This is a genomic window from Sphingobium sp. RAC03, assembly GCF_001713415.1.
Lineage (GTDB): Bacteria > Pseudomonadota > Alphaproteobacteria > Sphingomonadales > Sphingomonadaceae > Sphingobium.
In genome coordinates, this window is the sequence record NZ_CP016456.1 from 2,520,485 (window position 1) to 2,540,501 (window position 20,017).

The window sequence follows — 20,017 nt, forward strand, 5'->3', positions numbered from 1 at the left end:
CCCCCATTTCCCTCCCACACAGACGCGCGCCAGCGGACGCACGCAGCCAAGGCGCCACGCAGTGGTCGATCGTTCACTCAAATTCCGTTCATGGGCCGACTCACTCGCCCGGCCAGGCGATGCCGATCGGCCCCTCTTCGGGTGCCCGACATCCTCTCCAGATCGCGGCATGGAGGCCAATGCTGCCGCAGATCACAGTGGAAAGACATGAGAGCGAAAAATATCCGCCATCGGGCCTGTCACATTTTTTTCATGTCGTTCTACCGGCGGGTTTAGGCTTGCCTTTCGTTGCTACAGACGATCGTCGATGTAAGGGGTCGACCTATTCTGGACAGCAGAGCCATATGGCTGGCACGCCACATTTGTCCGCATGAGCCAGCGCTACGGCGCTGGCTGGCGGGGCGCGTGCAATATGGCTTTCTGCTCGATGATGTCGTGCAGGAAACCTATGCGAAGCTCGCGACCCTGCCGTCGGTCGACCATATCGAAAATCCACGCGCCTATTTCTTTCGTGCGGCGCTTTCGGTCATCGTTACCGAAGTGCGGCGCGCGCCGGTCGTCTCGATGGAGACGCTGAGCGAGATTGATCGGCTGAGCATCGAGTCCGGGGTTCTGCCGCCGGACGTGCAAGCGGAACAGCGCGAGGAGTTCCGGTTGGTGGCGGAGGCGATCGACCAGTTGCCGGCCAAATGCCGCGAAGTTTTCATCCTGCGCAAAGTCCATGGATTGTCGCAGCGCGAAACCGCGCAAAAGCTGGGTTTGTCGGAAAGCACGGTCGAAAAACATGTCGGCCGCGGCATCCGCACCCTGATAAATATTTTCGGACGTGGCGGAAAAACCGGCCATGTCGCGTCTAACGACCGAATTTCAAATGCAGAGCCATATGACAGTCAGGGAAAGCAGCGCGGAGATAGAACAACAGGCGACCCTCTGGGCGGCCCGCTGTGACGCGACTGGTCTCAGCGCCGCCGACAGACGGGAGCTGGACGCCTGGCTCGCCGGGGACAGTCGCCGCATGGGTGCCTGGGCGATGGCCCGCGCGACGCTCGCCCGCGTCGAACTGGCGCAAACCGACGAACAGGCGATCCATGCCGCGACCACCAAGGTCAGCGCGACGCGCAGGCAAATCCTGTGGGGCGCTGGCGCGGCGGTTGCGGCCTCGGCGGTCGCCGCCGTCGGGCTGCACCTGTCGGGGCAGGGCACCTATTATGAGACAGCCAAGGGCGAAATGCTGCGGGTGGCGCTGCCCGATGGCAGCGTGGTCAATCTCAACACCGCCAGCCGCATCGAAGTGCGATTCACGCCGCAGACCCGCACCGTGATATTGACGCGGGGCGAAGCGCTGTTCGATGTCGCGAAAAACAAGGCCGTCCCCTTCGTGGTGGAGGCGGGCGATGCGCGGGTTCGCGCGGTCGGCACGGCCTTCACTGTCCGGCGGCAAGCGGATCGCGCCGTTGGCGTGATCGTCAGCGAAGGCGTGGTCGAACTGAGCCGTCGCAACGTCGCGACCCGGCCGGTCCGGCTGGTCCAGGGGATGCGCGCAGCGGTCGATCCGGCGGCGGCCAGTCCCATCGAGACGGCCCGGATTTCGCCCGATGCGATCGCGCAGGAACTCTATTGGCGCGAAGGGATGATCGCTTTTCGCGACACCTCCCTCGCGCAGGCGGCGGCGGAATTTGCGCGTTATAATGACGAGAAGATCATGATTGCCGACCCGCTGATCGCGCAGGAAACGATCACGGGGCTGTTTGTCGCCAATGATCCGCATGGCTTTGCGAAGGCGGCAGCCGAAAGCCTGGGCCTGGCGACGCGGATGGACGGTAACCGGATCATCCTTGGTCCCATCTGACATATTGGCGCCGGATAAAGCGTATCGGCGCAGGAAAAAACGGGGAGTTTCAACGATGAACGATGAGAACCCGATTACGGGAATGAACCGTCGTGCCTTGGGCAAATGGGCTTTGGCGACCGGAGCCGCCGCGATCGCCGGGCCGATCGGCACCAGCGCCCAGGCGCAAACGCCGCCGCCCGAACCAACGCGCCTCAAAAGCGCTGGCGAAACCCTCCGCCCGGAAATCGTCGGCCAGTTCGGCATCGTTGCGGCTGGCCGCCATTATGCGGTCGCCGCGGGCACCCGCATCTTGATGGCAGGCGGCAACGCGACCGATGCGGGCGTCGCCGCGGTCTTTGCCGCCGCCGTTACCGAAATTTCCCATTTCGGCTTTGGCGGGGAAGCCCCCACCATCATCTATGATGCGGCCACGAAGAAGGCGTCGGTCATCAATGGTCAGGGGACAGCCCCCGCGCTTGCGACCGTCGATCAGTTCGCCGCGCTGGGCGTGATACCGGGCAACGGCCCCAATGGCGGCACCGTCCCGGCGATGGTGGACGCCATGGCGCTGGCGCTGCAGCTAAACGGCACGATGACGCTGGACCAGGTGTTGGCACCGGCCATCGAACTGGCGGACGGCTTCGTCATGTATAATTTCCTGGCCGAAGTGTTCGTCAGCCAGCAGAAGGCGACATCCAAATATAAAAATGCCTATGACGCCTATTATCCCGGCGGCAGGTTGCCGCGCACCGGCGAGATATTTCGCCAGCCCAATCTCGCACGCACGATGCGGACGATCGCAACCGCCGATCGACAGGCCTTCGCCCGGACGAAGGACCGCAAGGCCGCGATCCAGGCCGGGCGCGATGCCTTCTACAAGGGCGACATCGCCCGCCGCATCGGTGCCGCGATGGAAGCCGATGGCGGGCTGATGCGCTATGAGGATCTGGCGAACTATAAAGGCCGGGTCGAACCACCGGCGATCGCGCAGGTATTCGGCTATACCGTGTGCAAGGGTGGCTTCTGGAGCCAGGGACCAGCGCTGCTGCTGGCGCTCAACATTGCCGAAGCCGCTGGAATCGGTGCGATGGCGCCGGGCAGCGACGCCTATCTGCATATACTCGCCGAGGCGATCAAACTCGCCTTCGATGATCGCAACGCCTTCTTCGGCGATCCCGATTTCGCCAGCGTGCCGATGCAAGGTCTGTTGTCCAAACCCTATGCCGCCGCCCGCGCCAGGGACATCCGGGCGCATGCGTCATTGGAGCATCGCTATGGCGACCCTTGGGCCTTTGAAGGACGCAAGCGCGACACGCCTTCGTTCACCCCGCGCATGCTGAAAAAGCCGCCGGTGCCCACCGCCGATACGACCGCGATCGAAGTGGTGGACCGCCACGGCAATCTGTTCAGCTGCACGCCAAGCTCCGGCTGGATGCTGGGCGGTGCCTATATTGCGGGCGATACCGGCGTGCCGATGAGCAACCGGATGACGATCTTCGATCTCGATCCCGACAGCCCGAATGTGCTTGTTCCCGGCAAACGACCGCGCACGACGTTGTCGCCATCTTTGGTCTTGAAGGACGGCGCGCCCTTCCTGGCGATCGGTACGCCGGGCGGCGACAATCAGGACCAGCAGATCATGAACGTGCTGCTGCGCGTCCTCGCCTTCGGTGAGCCGCTCCAGGCGGCGATCGAGGCACCGCGCATAAATTCCAATCATTTCCACGGCTCCTTCGGCGTCAAGAAGGACGAGCCGGGCGTGCTGGAGATTGAGGATCGCGTGCCCCCGGCGGTGCGCGATGCGCTGACCGCGCGGGGGCACAAGCTGGATGTATTGGGGCCATTTGGCGTCTCGACGGGCATCGTCGCTGCGGGCGTGGTGCCTGAAACCGGCACCTTGCGCGGCGGCGCGGACGTGCGGCGGGAACGCTACGTCTTTGGCTGGTAGGGAATGATCGGGGAAATTATCATGAACATACGGCTCACACCCTTCGTTATCGCCCTGATGGCCAGCACTGCCAATCCGGCCATCGCCCAACCTGCCAATCTGCCCCCGCCCGGTGGCGAGACACCGATCGCCTTCGACGTGCATGAAGGGACGTCGATGGCCGTGTCCGTTTCGCCGAACGGCAAGTGGCTGGCGGTCGATCTGCAGGGCAGTCTGTGGATCATCCCGGTCAAAGGCGGGAAGGCAAGGCGGATCACCGACTATTTCAATGACGCGCGTCAGCCGGTTTGGTCGCCCGATGGGGAGCGGCTTGTCTACTTCGCCTATCGCGATGGTGGCTATGACCTGTGGAGCATCAAGCCCGACGGCAGCGACATGCACAAGCTGACCGAAGGCACGTTCGATGATCGCGAGCCGGTCTTTTCGCCGGACGGCAAGACGCTCGCCTTTTCGTCGGATCGTAGCGGCAATTACGACATCTGGACGCTCGACATCGCAACCGGCGCGATCAAGCAGGTCAGCAGCAACGCGCGCGAGGACCGGTTGCCGACCTGGTCACCCGATGGCGCGCGGATCGCTTATTCCGGCGGGCAGGGGATGGCGAGCGCCATCTATGTCGTCGATCTCGCGACGGGGCAGGAAAGCCTGTTGAAACAGGCCGAAGGAAGGGCCGAAGCGCCGTCATTCGGGCCATCGGGGCAACTGGCTTATGTCGTGCAGGACGACACGGGCAGCCATCTGGCAATCGACGGCAAGATCGTCAGTGGCAAGGAAAATGTCTTTCCTTTCCGCATAAGCTGGGATCAGGCAGGCGGCTATTTCTACGTGTCGGACGGCAAGATCCGCCGGGGCGGGGCAAAGGCGACCTCAACGATCGACTTCGCCGCCACGCTGGAGGTCGTGAAACCCAGTTATAAGCGGGCCAAGCGCGATTGGGATTCGACCGCGCCGCGCAAGGCGCTGGGCATCGTGCATCCGCGTATCTCCCCCGATGGCAGTCGCATCGCCTTCGTTGCGCTGGGCGATCTGTATGTCGTCTCGTCCAAGGGCGGGGTGCCGGAAAACCTGACCAAGGATGCCGCGCTCGACGCCGATCCCGCCTGGTCGCCCGACGGGCAGAGCATTGTGTTCAGTTCGGATCGTGTCGGTGGTCTGCCGCAATTGTGGATCAAGGATCTGAAAACGGGCACGGATCGACAACTGACCAAACTCGACACGCAGCCGCTCGGTGCGGCCTGGTCCCCCGATGGCACGCGCGTCGCCTTCATCGATGTCGATGGCCGTTGGGGCGTGGCGGGTGTCTGCGTGGTGGATGTCGCCACAGGCAAGATCACGCGGCTGCAAACGTCGCTTGGGCAGCCCGGCAGTCCCACTTGGTCATCGGACGGCAAATATGTGGCGATCAGCCTGTCCTACAAATTTTCCAATAGCTTCCGCGAAGGCACCAACCAGGTCTATGTAATACCGGCCGATGGCAAGGGCGAACCCTTCTGGCAGATACCCCAGGCCAATATGTCGCTCGACACGCGCAGCGGCAGCGGCCCCGCCTGGTCGCCCGACGGCACGAAGATGGCAGGCGTCTATGAAGGGCTGCTCAAGGTCTGGCCCGTGGACAAGGCGGGCAAGCCATTGGGGCCGGTGCGCAGCCAGACGAACGACACGGCCTTCTATCCGACCTGGACGGCAAATTCGAATATAGTCCTTTATCAATCCAACGACGCTCTGAAGACGATCGACCTGGCGACCGGCGTCACGACCGACGTACCGATCGACCTGAATTATCGCCTGGCCAAGCCGACTGGCCGCACCGTCGTCCATGTCAGCCATCTGATCGACTCCGTCACCGATGCGACCCAGCATGAGAAGGACATCATCATTGACGGCAATCGCATCGCCCAGATCCGCGACCATGATCCGGCGCTGCATGCGGGAGGTACGTTCGTTGACGGCACGGGCCTGACCGCCATGCCCGGTCTCATCGAATATCATTCCCATGTCCAAAAGGATTTCGGCTCCAATCTCGAAAAAGCGTGGCTCGCCTATGGGATCACCACGGTGCGCGATCCCGGCACGCAAGTCTATGACGCGGTCGAGGATCGGGAAGCGGCAGAGGCAGGCGTGCGCCCCAGCCCGCGCCTTTATGTTGGCGGGCCGCTGCTCGAATGGCAGCGTGTCTATTACAAGATGGGGGTGGCCGTTTCCGGGCCAGCGCATCTCGAACGCGAACTCGAACGCGCGCGTTTGCTCAAATATGACATCGTCAAAAGCTATGTGCGCATGCCCGACCTCTATCAGCGGCGCATCGTCGAAGCGGCGCATGATATGGGCATTCCTGTGTCGGGCCATGAAATCTTCCCGGCCGCCTATAGCGGGGTCGATGGCACCGAACATATGGGCGCCACCAGTCGCCGGGGCTATTCACCCAAACAAGGGCCGGGTGGCATGGCCTATGATGATGTAATCCAGTTGTTCGGCCGAAGCGGTCGGACGCTCACGCCAACAAATTTCGGCGCTCTGACCGGTTATCTGGAAAAGAACCCCGACTATCGAAACGATCCGCGTGTGAACCTCTATCCCAGTTGGGCGCGGGAAAGCGTGACGGGCGACAATGATCCCATGGCACGGATGGTTCGGCCACTGCTGACCGGCGGGCTGATCAGCCTGAAGAAAATATATGATGCAGGTGCGCAAGTCGTCGCGGGAACCGACACGATGATCGCGACCAATCTCCATGCGGAGATTGCGTCTTATGTGGATGCGGGCCTGACGCCATTCCAGGCGCTGCAGACGGCGACCGTCAATGCGGCCAAGGCGCTCAACCTCGATGCCGGAACCCTCGAAGCCGGGAAGCTCGCCGACATCGCGCTGGTGGACGGCGATCCGCGCGAAAATATCGCCAACAGCTTCAAGGTGCGCAGCGTGATCGCCAATGGAGTCGTCCACCATGTCGATGATCTGGTGAAGCCCAACCCATGAAGGTGGCCCGAAAGAATTGGTGACCCCTACGAGAATCGAACTCGTGCTTCAGCCGTGAGAGGGCCGCGTCCTAACCGCTAGACGAAGGGGCCATGCGACCGCGCTCAGGCGGTCGGCAGAGGCGCGCTTTAGGAAGACGGCGTAATCGCGTCAAGCGAAACAGCGTCCCACCGCCAACCGAGCCACATAAAAAACCACCCCATGCAGAGCATGGGGTGGCCAAGGTTCAGGGAGGAGACGCCTCCAAAGGGGGAGGCGCCCATACGATACACCCGAAAGGGGGGCAGGTGCACCGCATGATTTATAGATAGGGCAGGATGCTTCGCCATACAAGGGGGGAAGCAACGCCCTTTCTATCAATTATTTGAACCGTTTCGGGTTAATAGCTGGTTCAGGCTTCGGCAGGCTGCGGTGCGGCGGGAAGGGCGATCGGCCCCTTGCCCTGCGAGACCTGCGTTTCGAAAATCTCACGCATCAACTGCAGCGAGAAGAGATGGGCGTAGATCAGCGGCAGCATGCCGTTCTGGTTGATCTTGCGCAGCTGGTCGCCGCGCATGTCGCGCAGCTTTTCCTCGTTGATCATGCGGAAGCCGCGATAGACGAAGGGCTGTTCGTTGACCGGCGTCTGGATCGACACTTCGCCATCCATCAGCAGGTCCATGTCCTGCAATTCGCGCACGAACTGGCTGGTGCGCGCGGCGGCCTGTTCGAAATCCTCGCAGAATTTCAGAACGCCCTGGGTCAGTTCGCTGGGCTTGCCGTCCTGGAACAGCGCGGTGCCTTCCTCGAACGCGCCGATCGCCGAGCTGGTCGGGTCGAAGCACAGCGACAATTCCTCGCTATCGGGACGCAGCTTGGCCAGCATCCAGGGATAGCGACGGACATAGGCGGGGACATAGGCCGGGCCGCGCAGCTTGCCTTCGTCATCGACAAAGACGTTCACGCCTTCGTTAAGGCCCATCAGCGCCAGCGGCACCGAATCGGCGCCCGACGAAAAGATGATCGGCACGAAGCGCTGGGCCGACACGAATTCGTCGATCGTCAACGGCACGGCATGCTGGCTGACCAGGAAGGGGGCGGCGTCGACCGTGCGGCTATGAAAATCGACATGGTCTACGCTGCTGAGCGGCAGCAGGTCGTTGTAGAAGATCGGCAGATTGTTCGCGGGCGCGCTGGCCATGATCAAATATCCATTCTTGCAGGCAGCGGTTTTTCAGGCACGCCGCAGGTCCGATGATTGGGGCAGGGCGATAATCACCTTGGCGACGCCGTGCAATCGCTTTGTCGCGGTCAGGCTTCTTCGGGCAAGGGTATCAGCTTGCCGGGGTTCATGATGCCCTTGGGGTCGAACGCCGTCTTGATCGCGCGCAACGCGCCGATCCGCGCGGGACTGGCCAGTCGTCCGAGTTCCGCGCGCTTCATCTGGCCGATGCCATGCTCGGCCGAAATCGATCCGCCCGCTGCTACCACCGCATCATGGACGAAGGCGTTGATCGCCTGACCCTGCGCCGCGATCCACGCCGGACCGTCGCTGGTGCCCTTTGGCGCGCGGACATGAAAATGGACATTGCCATCGCCCAGATGCCCGAAGGAGGAGGCGGTCGTGCCGGGGAAGCGCGCCTGCGCCGCCTGCGCCGCGTCGATCATGAAGGCCGGCATCCGCGCGACCGGCACGCTAATGTCATATTGCAGCGCTGGCCCCTGCGCCTTTTCCGATTCCGACAGGGATTCGCGGATGCGCCAGAAAGCATCGGCCTGCGCCTCATTCGCAGCGATGGCCGCGTCGATCGCCAGCTCCCGCTCGAACGCATCGGTCAGCGCCTGTTCCAGCCGCTCGGCCGGGCTGGGGTCGTTCAGGTCGGCATGATCCACCTCGATCAGCACATGCCAAGGTGTGCGCGTCTCGATCGGGCTGCGCGTGCCGGGGATGTGCCCCAAAACGAAGCCCAGCGTTTCGTCGGCGATGACCTCGAACCCCTCCACGCTATCACCCAATTGCGCCTCGACCAGCCGCAGCAGCGCCAGCGCATCGGCGGGGGAAGCGACGCCAACCCAGCCGACGGCGCGGGCGGCAATGGCGGGGACCAGTCGCAACGCCGCCGCCGTGACGATGCCCAGCGTCCCTTCCGCGCCGATCAGCAATTGCTTGATGTCATAGCCGCGATTGTCTTTCTTCAGCGCATCCAGCCCGTCGAAGATACTCCCATCGGGCAGCACCACCTCCACCCCCTCCACCAGCGCGCGCATCGTGCCATGCCGCAGCACCTGGGTTCCGCCCGCATTGGTGGACACCAGTCCGCCGATCGTCGCCGATCCCTTCGCGCCGAGGCTCAGCGGAAAGCGCCGACCCACATCCTCCGCCGCGTCATGCAGCACGCTCAGGATCACGCCCGCCTCGCACACCGCCAGATTATCGTCGGCCGACAGGCTGCGGATCGCGTTCATCCGGCGCAGGGACAGGATCAGCGCCGATCCGTCGGCGGGCGGCGTCGCACCCCCGACCATCGACGTATTGCCCCCCTGTGGCACCAACGCGACGCCCAGTTCGGCGGCCAGCGCGACCGTCGCCGCCACCTCCTGCGTCGACGCAGGCGCCAGGATCGCAGCCGCCGTGCCATGATAACGCCCGCGCCAGTCGCTCGTCCATGGCGCGATGTCGTCCGGGTCGGTGACGACGCCCTTCGGCCCAAGCAGCGCGGCGAAGCGCGCAATGATGTCCTGTCCAATCATGGGACCGTCTATGCGCGCAAATTCATCGACGGTTCAACCACTCGTCGATAGCGTGCCATTCCCATAAGGGGTCCGCTTTGTTTCATTCCATCCTGCTACTGCTTGCCGCGCCAGGCGCGCAGCCCGTGCAATGGGCGCAATTGACGATCGAGCGGCGCGTCATCATGCGCGTGCCCATGGTCCGCAAGGGCAAGGCGCCTGTGCGCATCACACCCGATGCCGCCGATGATTGGGACGAAAAGAAAGGGCCACGCTGCGTCGCGCTCCGCTCGATTCGCGCCGCTAGCATCATCGTGCGCAATGGCGTGGATCTCATCCTCGCCGATCAGCATCGCTACCGCGCCCGGCTGGAAAAGGGGTGCGATTCGGCGGGCTTTTATTCGGGCTTCTATGTCGAGCCGGATGCGGACGGATCGCTCTGTTCGGGACGCGACGAATTGCAGGCGCGCAGCGGCATGAGCTGTGCGATCGACAGTTTCCGCCGCCTCGTCGCCGCCGACGACTGATCGCGATCCCCAAGGCCCCGAATTACGGGATTTTCTTGACAAGTGGCCGATATTTCCGCAATGCGCGGCCGATTTTCCATCGTGCGGACTGGCAGGATGGGGCAACCTCCTGTTCCCGGACCATTGAATGACTTTTGCCGATCTCGGCCTTTCCGACGAATTGCTCAGGGCCGTAACCGAATCCGGTTACGACACGCCCACCCCCATTCAGGCGCAGGCAATTCCTTCCGTCCTGATGATGCGCGACATCATCGGCATTGCGCAGACGGGAACGGGCAAGACGGCCAGCTTCGTGCTGCCGATGATCGACATTCTCGCCCATGGCCGCAGCCGCGCGCGGATGCCGCGCTCGCTCATCCTGGAGCCGACCCGTGAACTCGCCGCCCAGGTGGCGGAGAATTTCGAGAAATACGGCAAATATCACAAGCTCTCGATGGCCCTGCTGATCGGTGGCGTGTCGATGGGCGACCAGCTCGCGGCGCTCGAAAAGGGCGTGGACGTGCTGATCGCGACGCCGGGGCGCCTGATGGACCTGTTCGGTCGCGGCAAGATCATGCTCAACGGCTGCTCGCTGCTGGTCATCGACGAAGCCGACCGGATGCTCGACATGGGTTTCATCCCGGATATCGAGGAAATCTGCACCAAGCTGCCCGCGCAGCGCCAGACCTTGCTGTTTTCCGCGACGATGCCGCTGGTGATCAAGAAGCTGGCCGACAAATTCCTGTCCAACCCCAAGTCGATCGAAGTCGCGCGGCCAGCCAGCGCCTCGATCAACATCACCCAGCGGTTGGTAAAGGTCGATGCACGCAAGAAGCGGACCGTCCTCGCCAAGATGCTGGCGGAGGCTGACGTCACCAGCGCGGTCATCTTCTGCAACCGCAAGACCACGGTGCGGGATCTGAACAAGAGCCTGCAACGCGACGGCTTCAAGTCGGGCGAAATCCATGGCGACATCGACCAGGGATCGCGCATCGCCGAACTGGAACGCTTCCGCGCGGGCACCGTCAACATCCTCGTTGCATCCGACGTCGCGGCGCGCGGGCTGGACATCAAGGGCGTCAGCCATGTGTTCAACTATGACGCACCCTGGCATCCGGACGATTATGTCCACCGCATCGGCCGCACCGGCCGCGCGGGCGCATCGGGCGTCGCCTACACCTTCGTCACCGAAGCGGACGCCGAAGCGATCGACAATATCCAGAAGCTGATCGGTACCAAGATCGAAGTCGTTGGCGCAGCCGAAGTTATTGCAACGGTTGAATCCACCGAAGAAGCCGCCCCTTCGCGTGCGCCGAGGGGCCGCAAGCCCCGCGCGGCAAAGCCCGCAGCCGACAAGCCCGCCCGTGCCAAGGAACCGCAGGCGCAAGCCACACCGCCTCGCGAAGAAGCGCCGGTCACGGCGGAGCCTGCCGCTGAACCGATCCGCGAAGCCCGCCCACCCCGCACCGAACGTCCCCGCGAAGAGCCAAGAGACCGCCCCGCCGCCGCCCCGCGCGCGCCGCAGCCAAACCGTGGCCGCCGCAACGAAATGGCCGATGACGGTCCCGACGATGGCTGGAACGGCCCGGTTCCCGAATTCCTGAACTTCGGCTTCGACGCCTGAATTTGGGTATCGACGGGCTTTGAGTCTGTCCGCCAACGTGCAAGCCCAGCACGATGGGGGCAAACCATAAGCCAACCTCATTCCCCCCTCCCGCAGGCGGGAGGGGGTTAGGGGGTGGGCCAGCGCAACGGCTGCGCTGGCCCACCCCGCTGCGACTAAATTCCCCCGGCACAAGGCCGGGGTCATTAAGTCTCGCTGCCCAGCGTCGGGTGAACAGTCCCCCGGACTGTTCAGGTCATGCCGGGGGCATGACCGACCCAACGCTCGCAAGCGGTAGGGGCGACGGATGCAGCCCGTAACCAACCGACCATCATTCCCGTAAAATCCTCCCCTGTAAGGGGAGGGGGACCGGCGCAGCCGGTGGAGGGGTGTCACCCTATCGATAGCATGACACCCCTCCGTCAGGGCTACGCCCTGCCACCTCCCCTGCTAGGGGAGGATGATTGACACCGACCAGTTATAGGCAGAACGGGCTAAATCACGGATGCCGATGAGTGGCCGCATTTGGGTCATCCGCAAACATCACACCAGCACTCTGATCCTGTGGATAGCCATGGGCGAATTTGTAGGCGAGCAATGCCTCAACTATAACCTCCTTAAAGGTGGAACGTTGTTCCGGAGGACAGGAAACCGAGTTAACGATCCAGATAAAATCGCATGCTTGTCTCAACGCATCGTTAGCCGTTGGGGTGGCAATGTATGCAGCGAAGCGTCCTGCGATCCGTTCACCTCTTATTTCAAAATATCGATCGCCTTCCGACGAACTGCCAGCGGGAACCAGTTCAAGATGACGTTGAGAGTCAACTGTCTGTCTCGCTTTGTTGTTCGCTAAAAATGCCATATGGCTGCCTTACATCAACACCCCTAATGTCTGCTTAGCGTAAGAAAAAATGTAAAGCCGACTGACCGCTTCTCACCCAGCCCCCCCCTACAACAACCCCTTAGCCCGCATACTCACATGCCCCTGCGCGCCGACGATGATATGGTCATGCACGGCGATATTCAGCCGTTTGCCCGCCTCGATGATCTGCCGCGTCACCTCTATGTCCTGACGACTGGGTTCAGGCGAACCACTGGGATGGTTGTGGACCAGGATCAGCGCCGCCGACCCCAGGTCGATGGCGCGCCGTATAACCTCGCGGACATAGATGGCGGCCTGGTCTATGGACCCATCGCCCATATTCTCATCACGGATCAGCATGTTGCGGGTGTTGAGATGCAGCACGCGCACGCGTTCCACCCCCAGATGCGCCATGTCGGCGCGCAGATAGTCGAGCAATGCCTGCCAACTCGCCAGCACCGGCCGCGCCGCGACCTCGTTGCGGAGCATCCGCAGTGCGCTCGCCTGCACGATCTTGATCGCGGCGACGCTGGTGTCGCCCATGCCCGGCACCCGCGCAATCGCATGCCAGTCCGCTGCCATCAGCCCGCCGATCCCGCCAAATTCGCGCAGCAACGCCTTGGCCAGCGGCTTGGTGTCGCGCCGGGGAATCGCCAACGCCAGCAGATATTCGATCAGTTCATGATCGTGCAGCGCGTCGCCGCCCGTCTCCGCCAGCTTCTGGCGCAGCCTTGCCCGGTGGCCTGCGCCGTCATGCGTGACTTTTGCGTCCTGCTCGGCCAAGCTCGCCCCCTTGCTACCGACCATGACGCTATGCGTTGCGGAATCGCGGGGCAAGGATATTTAGGACGGGTCGGACGTTCTGGTCCCGTCACGGACCATAGAGTGTCGCACGAAAGCCGGGGTTGGCCATAAGCATGGAAGAACAGGACGGCGAAGAGGCGATTCGCCGGGGTTGGCTACGCTGGCTGGGTGTCGGCACGGGCACGCTTGCGCTGGTGCTGGTCGGGCTGTGGACGCAGCGCGCGCCGATCGCTGAAAATTTCGTCAGCCGTGAACTCAACCGGCGCGGCGTGCGGGCCAATTACGACCTGGTCGATGTCGGCCTGCGCACCCAGCGGATCGAGGCTATCGTGCTGGGCGACCCGGCCAAACCCGATTTGACCGCCGACTGGGTCGAAGTCGATATCGCCTTCACTGGCGTCACGCCCGAAGTGGCGGCTGTGCGGGCAGGGGGCGTGCGCCTCCATGGCAGTTACAAGGGCGGGGTGCTGAACCTTGGCGAGATGGACAAGTTCAGCGATCCCAGTTCGACCGCGCCCTTCAGCCTGCCCGACATCCTCCTGTCGCTCGCCGACGCCCGGCTACGGCTGGATACCGACGCGGGCCAGGTCGGCCTGCGGATCGACGGCGATGGCGGGTTGCAATCCGGTTTCGACGGGAAGGTCGCCGCCGTCATGCCGCGCGGGACCATGGCGGGGTGCGCGATGACCGATGGCAGCGCGCTGCTCGATATCGCCATGCGCCAGGGTCAGCCCCATCTGACCGGCCCCATCCGCGCGGCCGCGTTCGCCTGCCGCGAGGCTGCCACCGCTATCGCCCAACCCGTCGCCGTCATCGACTTGACGCTCGGCAAGGCGTTCGAACGCTGGACCGGCCATCTCGACCTGTCGGGCGAAGCGCTCAAGTCCAACGGCCTCGTTCTCGCCAGCCCGGCAGGCCGCATCGATTTCGACGGCAGCAAGGCCGGGTCGCAAGGCCGCGCCCGCATCAACGCGGCCACGCTGGCAGGTGGTGGTAGTTTGATCGAGCAGGCCGCGCTCAATGGCGTCTGGACGTTCAAGAGCGATGAAGCGACGATGCAGGGCGATCTGTCGGGCCGGAACATCCGCCTCGCGTCGCGCGAATCGCTCGCCGCTTTCCGCGAATCGACGGCGGGCACCCCGGTCGCCCCGCTCGCGGCGCGCTTTGCCGACGCCATGGTGCGGGCAGGGGACAATAACCAACTCCGCACGAATTTCGCGCTCGTGCAACGCAGCGCCAAGGGTAGCCTCGTCCTTACCAACAGCCGCCTCGCCGCCCGCAGCGGCGCGCAAGCAGCGCTCTCGCCCGATGGCCGGGTGACGCTGGGCTGGCCGGGGCAGGGGCGGGCAGCACTCGATTGGGCGCTTGACGGCGCGATCACGACGCGGGGCGGCGGCTTGCCCCAGGCCGCGCTGCGCCTGGTGCGCCGACCCGGCGGCGGTTTCGGCGGCGATCTGTTCATCGATCCCTATGCGTCGGACAATGCGCGCCTGACGCTCGATCGCGTCCGTTTCACCGCTGCGTCCGATGGCACGACTCGCTTCGCCACCTCGCTCCGGCTCGATGGTCCGCTGCCCGACGGCCATCTGCGCGGCCTGACGCTGCCGATCGAGGGACAACTCGCCGCCAATGGCGCATTGCGCATCAATCCGCGCTGCGTCCCCCTCTCGGTCACCGAGGCCCGCTATGGCAGTTTCACCATCGGCCAGACCCGCCAGACGCTGTGCCCGCTCGACGGCGGCGCATTATTCGCGATGGGAGCGGGCGGCATCAGCGGCGGAGCGGACATCCGCAAACTCGCCCTCTCCGGCACAAGCGGCGACAGCCCCATGCGGCTCACTGCCGACCATGCCCGCATCGCGCTCGGCCAGACCGGCTTCACCCTGGCCAATGCCGACCTGTCGATTGGCCCGCAGGACGCGCCGGTTCATCTCACCGCCGCCAACCTGGACGGCCGCATGACCGCCAAGGGCTTTGGCGGCAAGGCCAGCGGCGCAGGCGGCCGCATCGGCACCATCCCGTTGATCCTGGAACAGGGCAATGGCGACTGGCGCTTCGACAACGGCGCGCTCGCCTTCCGCGCCGCCATGACCGTGCGCGATTCGCAGGTTCCCGCCCGCTTCATCCCGCTCGCCGTGCCGGATTTCACGTTCACGATGCAGAACAGCCGGATCACCGCCACCGGCACGCTCACCGCGACACGCAATGGCGCGACCGTCGCCCGCACCGACATTGTCCATAATCTGACCAATGGCAAAGGCCATGCCGACCTGACTGTCCCTGACCTCGCCTTCGGTCCCGATCTTCAACCCGAAGATGTGACGCCGCTGGCGCTCGGCGTGGTCGCGAATGTGAAGGCCAAGGTGAACGGGCAGGGCCGCATCGACTGGACCGGCGCCGACGTGACGTCCACCGGCACCTTCCGCACCGACAATGCCAGCCTCGCCGCTGCTTTCGGCCCGGTCGAGGGGCTAAGCGGCGAACTGCGCTTCACCGACCTCATCAATCTCGTCTCCGCACCCGGTCAGGAAGCGCGAATCCAGTCCGTCAATCCGGGCATAGAAGTGCGCGACGGCATCGTCCGCTATCGGCTGGAAGCGGGGCAGAAGGTGCGGATCGAGGGCGGCGGCTGGCCCTTTTCCGGCGGCCAACTCGTGCTGCTCCCCACCACCATGGATTTCAGCGCCGACGTCGATCGCTACATGACCTTCCGCGTCATCGGCCTCGACGCAGGCGCGTTCATCCAGGCGATGGAACTGGACAATGTCTCCGCCACGGGCACGTTCGACGGCATCATGCCGCTGATCTTCAATGCCCAGGGCGGTCGCGTCGCGGGCGGCGTGCTGGTCGCGCGGCAGGAGGGGATGGCACCGCTGCTCATGCCCGAAGGCGTGCTGCCCTCCATTCCCTGCGACCCCGCGCGACAGTCCGGCGTCCTGTCCTATGTCGGCCCGGTATCGAACGAGCAATTGGGCGTGATGGGCCGCATCGCCTTCGACGCGCTCAAGAATCTCCAATATAAATGTCTGACAATCCTGATGGATGGCGCGCTCGATGGTGAAATGGTCACGAATGTCGTGTTCAACGGCGTCAATCGTGGGCAACTGGGCGGCGCGCCGGCGGGCTTGGCACGCAATTTCGTCGGCCTGCCCTTCCTGTTCAACGTCCGCATCTCCGCGCCATTCCGCGGGCTGATGAGCACGGCGCAGTCGGTCATCGACCCGACCCAGACGATCCGCGACGAGATCGGCCGCCAGGCACAGGAAAAGATGCGGGCGCAAGCGGCGGAAGGGCTTGCGGTTCAGCCTGTGGACAGCGACAAGATGGCAAACGGGGAGCCGAAATGAAGAAACACACGATCATCATGGCCGGGTTGGCCGCATCGGCGCTGGGGGGCTGCATCCAGGTGAAGGCTCCCGACAAGCCGATCGAGATCAATCTGAACGTCAAGGTGCAGCAGGAAGTCGTGGTGCGCTTGCAACGCGATGCCCAGGATCTGATCCAGAATAACCCGGAGTTGTTCCCGCAATGACACGCAAGATGCTCATAATCGCCGCAGGCGCTGCCGTTGCGCTGGCCACGGGCTTCGCCATGACGGCGCCCGCCCGTGCGCAGACGGGTGCCGTCGCGTCGGCCATGGCGGCCGGAACCGTGGGCGAGCAGGCCGATGGTTATCTCGGCATCGCCGGCTCGGTCAACGCCGATGTGCGCGCCGAAGTCGAATCGATCAACATCAAGCGGCGCGCGGCTTACACCCAGTTGGCCAGCCAGCGCGGTGTCACGGTGCAGGATGTCGCCGCCGCCACGGGCTGCCAGACGCTCAGCAGCCGGGTCAAGACCGGCCAGGCCTATCGCATCGGCGCGGGCGCGTGGCAGACCAAGGGCGCAGGCGCGATCGCGCTGCCTTCCTATTGCGCGACGGCGGGCTGAAATCCCGCTCTGGCGGACTTTTCTCCTTCCTTCGTCCAAGGCTTCATTCTCTGCCCGAACCATGGTTGACTATCCGCCATCCCCTTTCTAAACGGACCGCGCCTTGACGGGTGCAGCCGCAAGCGCCATGCCGCCTGCCATAAGGGGTCAACCCCCGGTGGAGGATGAACATGGTTGCGGAGACACCCGGACAGGACCCGGCAGGGGAAGACGCGCGGATCGCTTCGTTGGAGGAGCGGATCGCACGGGCTGAATCTGTCGAAAAGGTCAGGCAGGGGGCTACTGAGCAAGCGGCGGACGATGGGTCTCGCCTCGGCAACAGGGTTCTTGCGGAACTGATCGGCGGTCTTGTCGGCGGTGCGTTGATCGGCTGGGTTCTTGACCGGCTTTTCGGCACATCCCCATGGCTCCTGCTCGTTTTCCTCGGTCTTGGGATCGTGGCGGCGTTCAGGAACATCATCAGATTGACGACGATAAAGCGTCCCCCGCAATAAGGGACGCTTTCTTCTTAGTCCGACGGTAAAGACGTTACAGGGGTCCAGCGTGGCAGAATCCGGCAAAATCGATCCGATGCACCAGTTTGCGATCGAACCCTTGTTCGGTACGGATCAGCTGTCGCTCGGCGGTTTCAACATCGCCTTCACCAACAGCGCGCTCTATATGGTGCTGGCCGCCGTCGTGCTGTGGATCTTCGTGATCGGCGGCATGAAGCGCGAGCTGGTGCCGGGTCGTTGGCAGATGGCGGTCGAATATATGACCGGCTTCATCAAGAATCTGCTGATCGCGAATGTGGGTGAGGGCGGCAAGAAGTATATCCCTTACGTCTTTTCGCTGTTCATGTTCATCCTGCTGGCAAACCTTCTGGGTCTGCTGCCGCTGGGTCTGGTCGGGCTTCACCCCTTCACCTTCACCAGCCATTTCACCGCAACCGGCGTCCTGGCGATCATGAGCTTCTCGATTGTCCTGATCGTCGGCTTCGCGAAGCATGGCTTCCACTTCTTCTCGCTCTTCATTCCGCACGGCACGCCCGCGCTGATGGTGGCGCCGCTCTTCCTTATCGAACTCGTGTCCTTCATGGTGCGTCCGTTCAGCCTGGGCCTGCGACTGTTCGTCGCGATGACCGCTGGCCACGTTCTGCTGAAGGTGCTTGCCGGGTTCGTCATCAACAGCGCAAACGCGTCGCCCGCTCTCGGCCTGACGGTCGGCACGGCCAGCTTCATCCTGATGATCGGCATCAGCGCGCTGGAGATGCTGGTCGCGGTCATCCAGGCTTATGTGTTCGCGCTGCTGACCTCGGTCTATCTCAACGATGCCGAGAACCTGCACTGAGTTTCATCTAGTTTCGTCAACAATCACTATATTCTAACGAAGGAGTTTACGACATGGACGCAGAAGCCGCAAAGCTGCTCGGTGCTGGCCTGGCCGCCATCGGTGCGGGCATCGCTGCCCTCGGTGTGGGCAACGTGTTCAGCGCGTTCCTCGAAGGCGCGCTGCGCAATCCGGGTGCCGCTGATGGCCAGCAGGGTCGTCTGTTCATCGGTTTCGCCGCGGCGGAACTTCTGGGTCTGCTGGCGTTCGTTATCGCCATGATCCTGGTGTTCGTGGCCTGACACGCCTTACGGGACGGGCGGGATGGCCTTCACGCCGCCACGCTCGTCCCGCACTATTGACCGCGCCCTGATCGGACGGAAAAAATGCCTCAAATCGCGCAAATTGCCGAAACCTACTCCAGCCAGATTTTCTGGCTGCTGCTGACCTTCGGCTTCGTGTTCTTCGTCATCGGCCTCGGCATGGTGCCCAAGGTGCAGGGGACGGCAGACGCGCGCGACGCGAAGATCAGTGGTGATCTGGACGCGGCAAAGGCTGCCTTTGCCCGTGCCGACGAAGCCGAAGCGGACTATCGTGTCCGTGACGCGGAAAGCCGCACCGCCGCGCAGGCGATGCTGGCCAAGGCGAAGAGCGAAGCCGCCAAGGCTTCCGAAATCAAACTTGCCGCCGCCGATGCGGAGGTCGCCACGAAGATCGCGGCTGCCGAAGCCCGCATCCAGGCTGCCTCCACCGCAGCCTTGGCAGAAATCGAAACCGTCGCCGCCGAAGCAGCGCGCGACATGGTGGCTCGCATTTCCGGCGTGGAAGCGTCGGACGATGCAGCCCGCAACGCAGTAAAGGCGGCACTGGCCCATGGCTGAGGCAGCAGCACAGCATCAAGGGGGCACCCCCCCCACGCTCGACCAGGCGATCCATGCCGAAGGCATGGAGCCGGTCGGCACCGTCGCGCATGAAGGCGTGGTGCCCCACACCGACCCGGAAGCGGTCGGCATGGATGCCACTGCCTGGGTGAGCCTCGCCATGGCGGCGTTCATCGCCATCCTGCTGTTCAAGAAGGTGCCCGCCCTGATCGGCAGCGTGCTGGACGGCCGGATCGCGCAGATCAAGGAACAGCTTGCCGAAGCGACCCGGCTGCGCGCCGAAGCCGAAGCGCTCAAGGGCGAATATGAAGCCAAGCTGGCCGCTGCGGCCGGTGAAGCTGATGCCATGCGCAAGGCCGCCGAACATGAAGCCGAAGGGCTGATCGCTGATGCCAAGGTTAACGCCGATGCGCTGATCGTCCGCCGCCAGAAAATGGCCGAGGACAAGATCGGTGCCGCCGAACGTGCCGCCATCGTCGCCATCCGCGCCAAGGCCGTCAATGCCGCAACCACCGCCGCCGCGGTTCTGATCGCCCAGGGTCATGATGCACAGGCGGATAAAGCGCTGGTCGATCGTGCAATCACGGGGCTTGGTACGATCAACTGATCGGTTCTGATCACCGAAACATAAAAGGGCCGGGGGCAACCCTGGCCCTTTT

Annotated in this window: 18 protein-coding genes and 1 tRNA gene; 14 read left to right on the top strand and 5 right to left on the bottom strand. The window is 63.7% G+C overall.

The features are described 5' to 3' along the window. Positions 1-405: 405 nt before the first annotated feature. The 4 genes from BSY17_RS16780 to BSY17_RS16795 all read left to right on the top strand — a co-directional run bounded on the left by BSY17_RS16780 (position 406) and on the right by BSY17_RS16795 (position 6,755). Positions 406-948: an RNA polymerase sigma factor gene (locus BSY17_RS16780; protein ID WP_237236354.1), complete on the top strand. Its 543-nt coding sequence runs from the start codon at positions 406-408 to the stop codon at positions 946-948. Further along, positions 884-1,849, top strand: coding sequence for a FecR family protein (locus tag BSY17_RS16785; RefSeq protein WP_069066320.1), 966 nt, complete (start codon positions 884-886; stop codon positions 1,847-1,849). The genes BSY17_RS16780 and BSY17_RS16785 overlap by 65 nt, the downstream gene beginning before the upstream one ends. Positions 1,850-1,931: 82 nt before the next feature. After that, entirely contained in the window at positions 1,932-3,779 is a 1,848-nt protein-coding gene (locus BSY17_RS16790; RefSeq protein ID WP_237236356.1) for a gamma-glutamyltransferase, read from the top strand. 21 nt (positions 3,780-3,800) lie between these two features. After that, on the top strand, positions 3,801-6,755 hold the full coding sequence (locus BSY17_RS16795) for an LpqB family beta-propeller domain-containing protein (protein WP_237236358.1): 2,955 nt from the start codon (positions 3,801-3,803) through the stop codon (positions 6,753-6,755). Between the two features lie 17 nt (positions 6,756-6,772). On the opposite strand, the gene BSY17_RS16800 is transcribed toward BSY17_RS16795, so the two are convergent. From BSY17_RS16800 to BSY17_RS16810, 3 genes are all read right to left on the bottom strand, one after another. Beyond that, positions 6,773-6,847, bottom strand: a tRNA-Glu gene (locus tag BSY17_RS16800). Positions 6,848-7,146: 299 nt separating this feature from the next. Beyond that, the gene (locus BSY17_RS16805; protein WP_037477461.1) at positions 7,147-7,935 is read right to left on the bottom strand and encodes a SapC family protein; all 789 of its coding nucleotides are present in this window, start codon (positions 7,933-7,935) and stop codon (positions 7,147-7,149) included. A 110-nt stretch (positions 7,936-8,045) separates the two neighbouring features. Beyond that, positions 8,046-9,485 carry an FAD-binding oxidoreductase gene (locus tag BSY17_RS16810; protein ID WP_069066322.1) on the bottom strand — a complete coding sequence of 480 codons (1,440 nt, stop codon included), beginning with the start codon at positions 9,483-9,485 and terminating at the stop codon, positions 8,046-8,048. Between the two features lie 77 nt (positions 9,486-9,562). Between BSY17_RS16810 and BSY17_RS16815 the strand changes: the two genes are divergently transcribed. Further along, positions 9,563-9,991, top strand: coding sequence for a hypothetical protein (locus BSY17_RS16815; protein WP_037472844.1), 429 nt, complete (start codon positions 9,563-9,565; stop codon positions 9,989-9,991). Positions 9,992-10,118: 127 nt separating this feature from the next. Beyond that, positions 10,119-11,594: a DEAD/DEAH box helicase gene (locus tag BSY17_RS16820; RefSeq protein ID WP_069066323.1), complete on the top strand. Its 1,476-nt coding sequence runs from the start codon at positions 10,119-10,121 to the stop codon at positions 11,592-11,594. A gap of 478 nt (positions 11,595-12,072) precedes the next feature. On the opposite strand, the gene BSY17_RS21360 is transcribed toward BSY17_RS16820, so the two are convergent. Both BSY17_RS21360 and radC read right to left on the bottom strand, forming a co-directional pair. Next, complete coding sequence (locus BSY17_RS21360; protein ID WP_150125806.1) at positions 12,073-12,435, bottom strand: hypothetical protein; 363 nt, start codon at positions 12,433-12,435, stop codon at positions 12,073-12,075. An 87-nt stretch (positions 12,436-12,522) separates the two neighbouring features. Continuing rightward, positions 12,523-13,242, bottom strand: a complete 720-nt coding sequence (radC, locus tag BSY17_RS16825) for a JAB domain-containing protein (RefSeq protein WP_443019452.1) — start codon at positions 13,240-13,242, stop codon at positions 12,523-12,525. 110 nt (positions 13,243-13,352) lie between these two features. Between radC and BSY17_RS16830 the strand changes: the two genes are divergently transcribed. The 8 genes from BSY17_RS16830 (at position 13,353) to BSY17_RS16865 (ending at position 19,965) form a co-directional block, all read left to right on the top strand. Beyond that, the gene (locus tag BSY17_RS16830) at positions 13,353-16,586 is read left to right on the top strand and encodes an intermembrane phospholipid transport protein YdbH family protein (protein ID WP_069066324.1); all 3,234 of its coding nucleotides are present in this window, start codon (positions 13,353-13,355) and stop codon (positions 16,584-16,586) included. Continuing rightward, a complete protein-coding gene (locus tag BSY17_RS16835; RefSeq protein WP_069066325.1) occupies positions 16,583-16,771 on the top strand; it encodes a YnbE family lipoprotein in 189 nt (62 codons plus the stop codon). Before BSY17_RS16830 ends, BSY17_RS16835 begins: the two co-directional genes overlap by 4 nt. Then, entirely contained in the window at positions 16,768-17,169 is a 402-nt protein-coding gene (locus tag BSY17_RS16840; RefSeq protein ID WP_069066326.1) for a YdbL family protein, read from the top strand. The genes BSY17_RS16835 and BSY17_RS16840 overlap by 4 nt, the downstream gene beginning before the upstream one ends. Positions 17,170-17,339: 170 nt before the next feature. Then, positions 17,340-17,663, top strand: a complete 324-nt coding sequence (locus BSY17_RS16845; RefSeq protein ID WP_037475633.1) for an AtpZ/AtpI family protein — start codon at positions 17,340-17,342, stop codon at positions 17,661-17,663. A 49-nt stretch (positions 17,664-17,712) separates the two neighbouring features. Next, the gene (locus BSY17_RS16850; protein WP_037475631.1) at positions 17,713-18,498 is read left to right on the top strand and encodes a F0F1 ATP synthase subunit A; all 786 of its coding nucleotides are present in this window, start codon (positions 17,713-17,715) and stop codon (positions 18,496-18,498) included. Between the two features lie 53 nt (positions 18,499-18,551). Further along, positions 18,552-18,779 carry a F0F1 ATP synthase subunit C gene (locus BSY17_RS16855; RefSeq protein WP_006961951.1) on the top strand — a complete coding sequence of 76 codons (228 nt, stop codon included), beginning with the start codon at positions 18,552-18,554 and terminating at the stop codon, positions 18,777-18,779. An 84-nt stretch (positions 18,780-18,863) separates the two neighbouring features. Next, a complete protein-coding gene (locus BSY17_RS16860; RefSeq protein WP_069066327.1) occupies positions 18,864-19,358 on the top strand; it encodes a F0F1 ATP synthase subunit B family protein in 495 nt (164 codons plus the stop codon). Further along, positions 19,351-19,965, top strand: coding sequence for a F0F1 ATP synthase subunit B family protein (locus BSY17_RS16865; RefSeq protein WP_069066328.1), 615 nt, complete (start codon positions 19,351-19,353; stop codon positions 19,963-19,965). Before BSY17_RS16860 ends, BSY17_RS16865 begins: the two co-directional genes overlap by 8 nt. Positions 19,966-20,017 lie beyond the last annotated feature (52 nt).

What these genes read in the sequence shown, in the direction of transcription:
- BSY17_RS16785 (WP_069066320.1), top strand. Translation starts at nt 884, where the DNA reads ATGACAGTCAGGGAAAGCAGCGCGGAGATAGAACAACAGGCGACCCTC.
- BSY17_RS16790 (WP_237236356.1), top strand. Translation starts at nt 1,932, where the DNA reads ATGAACCGTCGTGCCTTGGGCAAATGGGCTTTGGCGACCGGAGCCGCC.
- BSY17_RS16795 (WP_237236358.1), top strand. Translation starts at nt 3,801, where the DNA reads ATGAACATACGGCTCACACCCTTCGTTATCGCCCTGATGGCCAGCACT.
- BSY17_RS16805 (WP_037477461.1), bottom strand. Translation starts at nt 7,935, where the DNA reads ATGGCCAGCGCGCCCGCGAACAATCTGCCGATCTTCTACAACGACCTG.
- BSY17_RS16810 (WP_069066322.1), bottom strand. Translation starts at nt 9,485, where the DNA reads ATGATTGGACAGGACATCATTGCGCGCTTCGCCGCGCTGCTTGGGCCG.
- BSY17_RS16820 (WP_069066323.1), top strand. Translation starts at nt 10,119, where the DNA reads ATGACTTTTGCCGATCTCGGCCTTTCCGACGAATTGCTCAGGGCCGTA.
- BSY17_RS21360 (WP_150125806.1), bottom strand. Translation starts at nt 12,435, where the DNA reads ATGGCATTTTTAGCGAACAACAAAGCGAGACAGACAGTTGACTCTCAA.
- radC (WP_443019452.1), bottom strand. Translation starts at nt 13,242, where the DNA reads ATGGTCGGTAGCAAGGGGGCGAGCTTGGCCGAGCAGGACGCAAAAGTC.
- BSY17_RS16830 (WP_069066324.1), top strand. Translation starts at nt 13,353, where the DNA reads ATGGAAGAACAGGACGGCGAAGAGGCGATTCGCCGGGGTTGGCTACGC.
- BSY17_RS16835 (WP_069066325.1), top strand. Translation starts at nt 16,583, where the DNA reads ATGAAGAAACACACGATCATCATGGCCGGGTTGGCCGCATCGGCGCTG.
- BSY17_RS16840 (WP_069066326.1), top strand. Translation starts at nt 16,768, where the DNA reads ATGACACGCAAGATGCTCATAATCGCCGCAGGCGCTGCCGTTGCGCTG.
- BSY17_RS16845 (WP_037475633.1), top strand. Translation starts at nt 17,340, where the DNA reads ATGGTTGCGGAGACACCCGGACAGGACCCGGCAGGGGAAGACGCGCGG.
- BSY17_RS16855 (WP_006961951.1), top strand. Translation starts at nt 18,552, where the DNA reads ATGGACGCAGAAGCCGCAAAGCTGCTCGGTGCTGGCCTGGCCGCCATC.
- BSY17_RS16860 (WP_069066327.1), top strand. Translation starts at nt 18,864, where the DNA reads ATGCCTCAAATCGCGCAAATTGCCGAAACCTACTCCAGCCAGATTTTC.
- BSY17_RS16865 (WP_069066328.1), top strand. Translation starts at nt 19,351, where the DNA reads ATGGCTGAGGCAGCAGCACAGCATCAAGGGGGCACCCCCCCCACGCTC.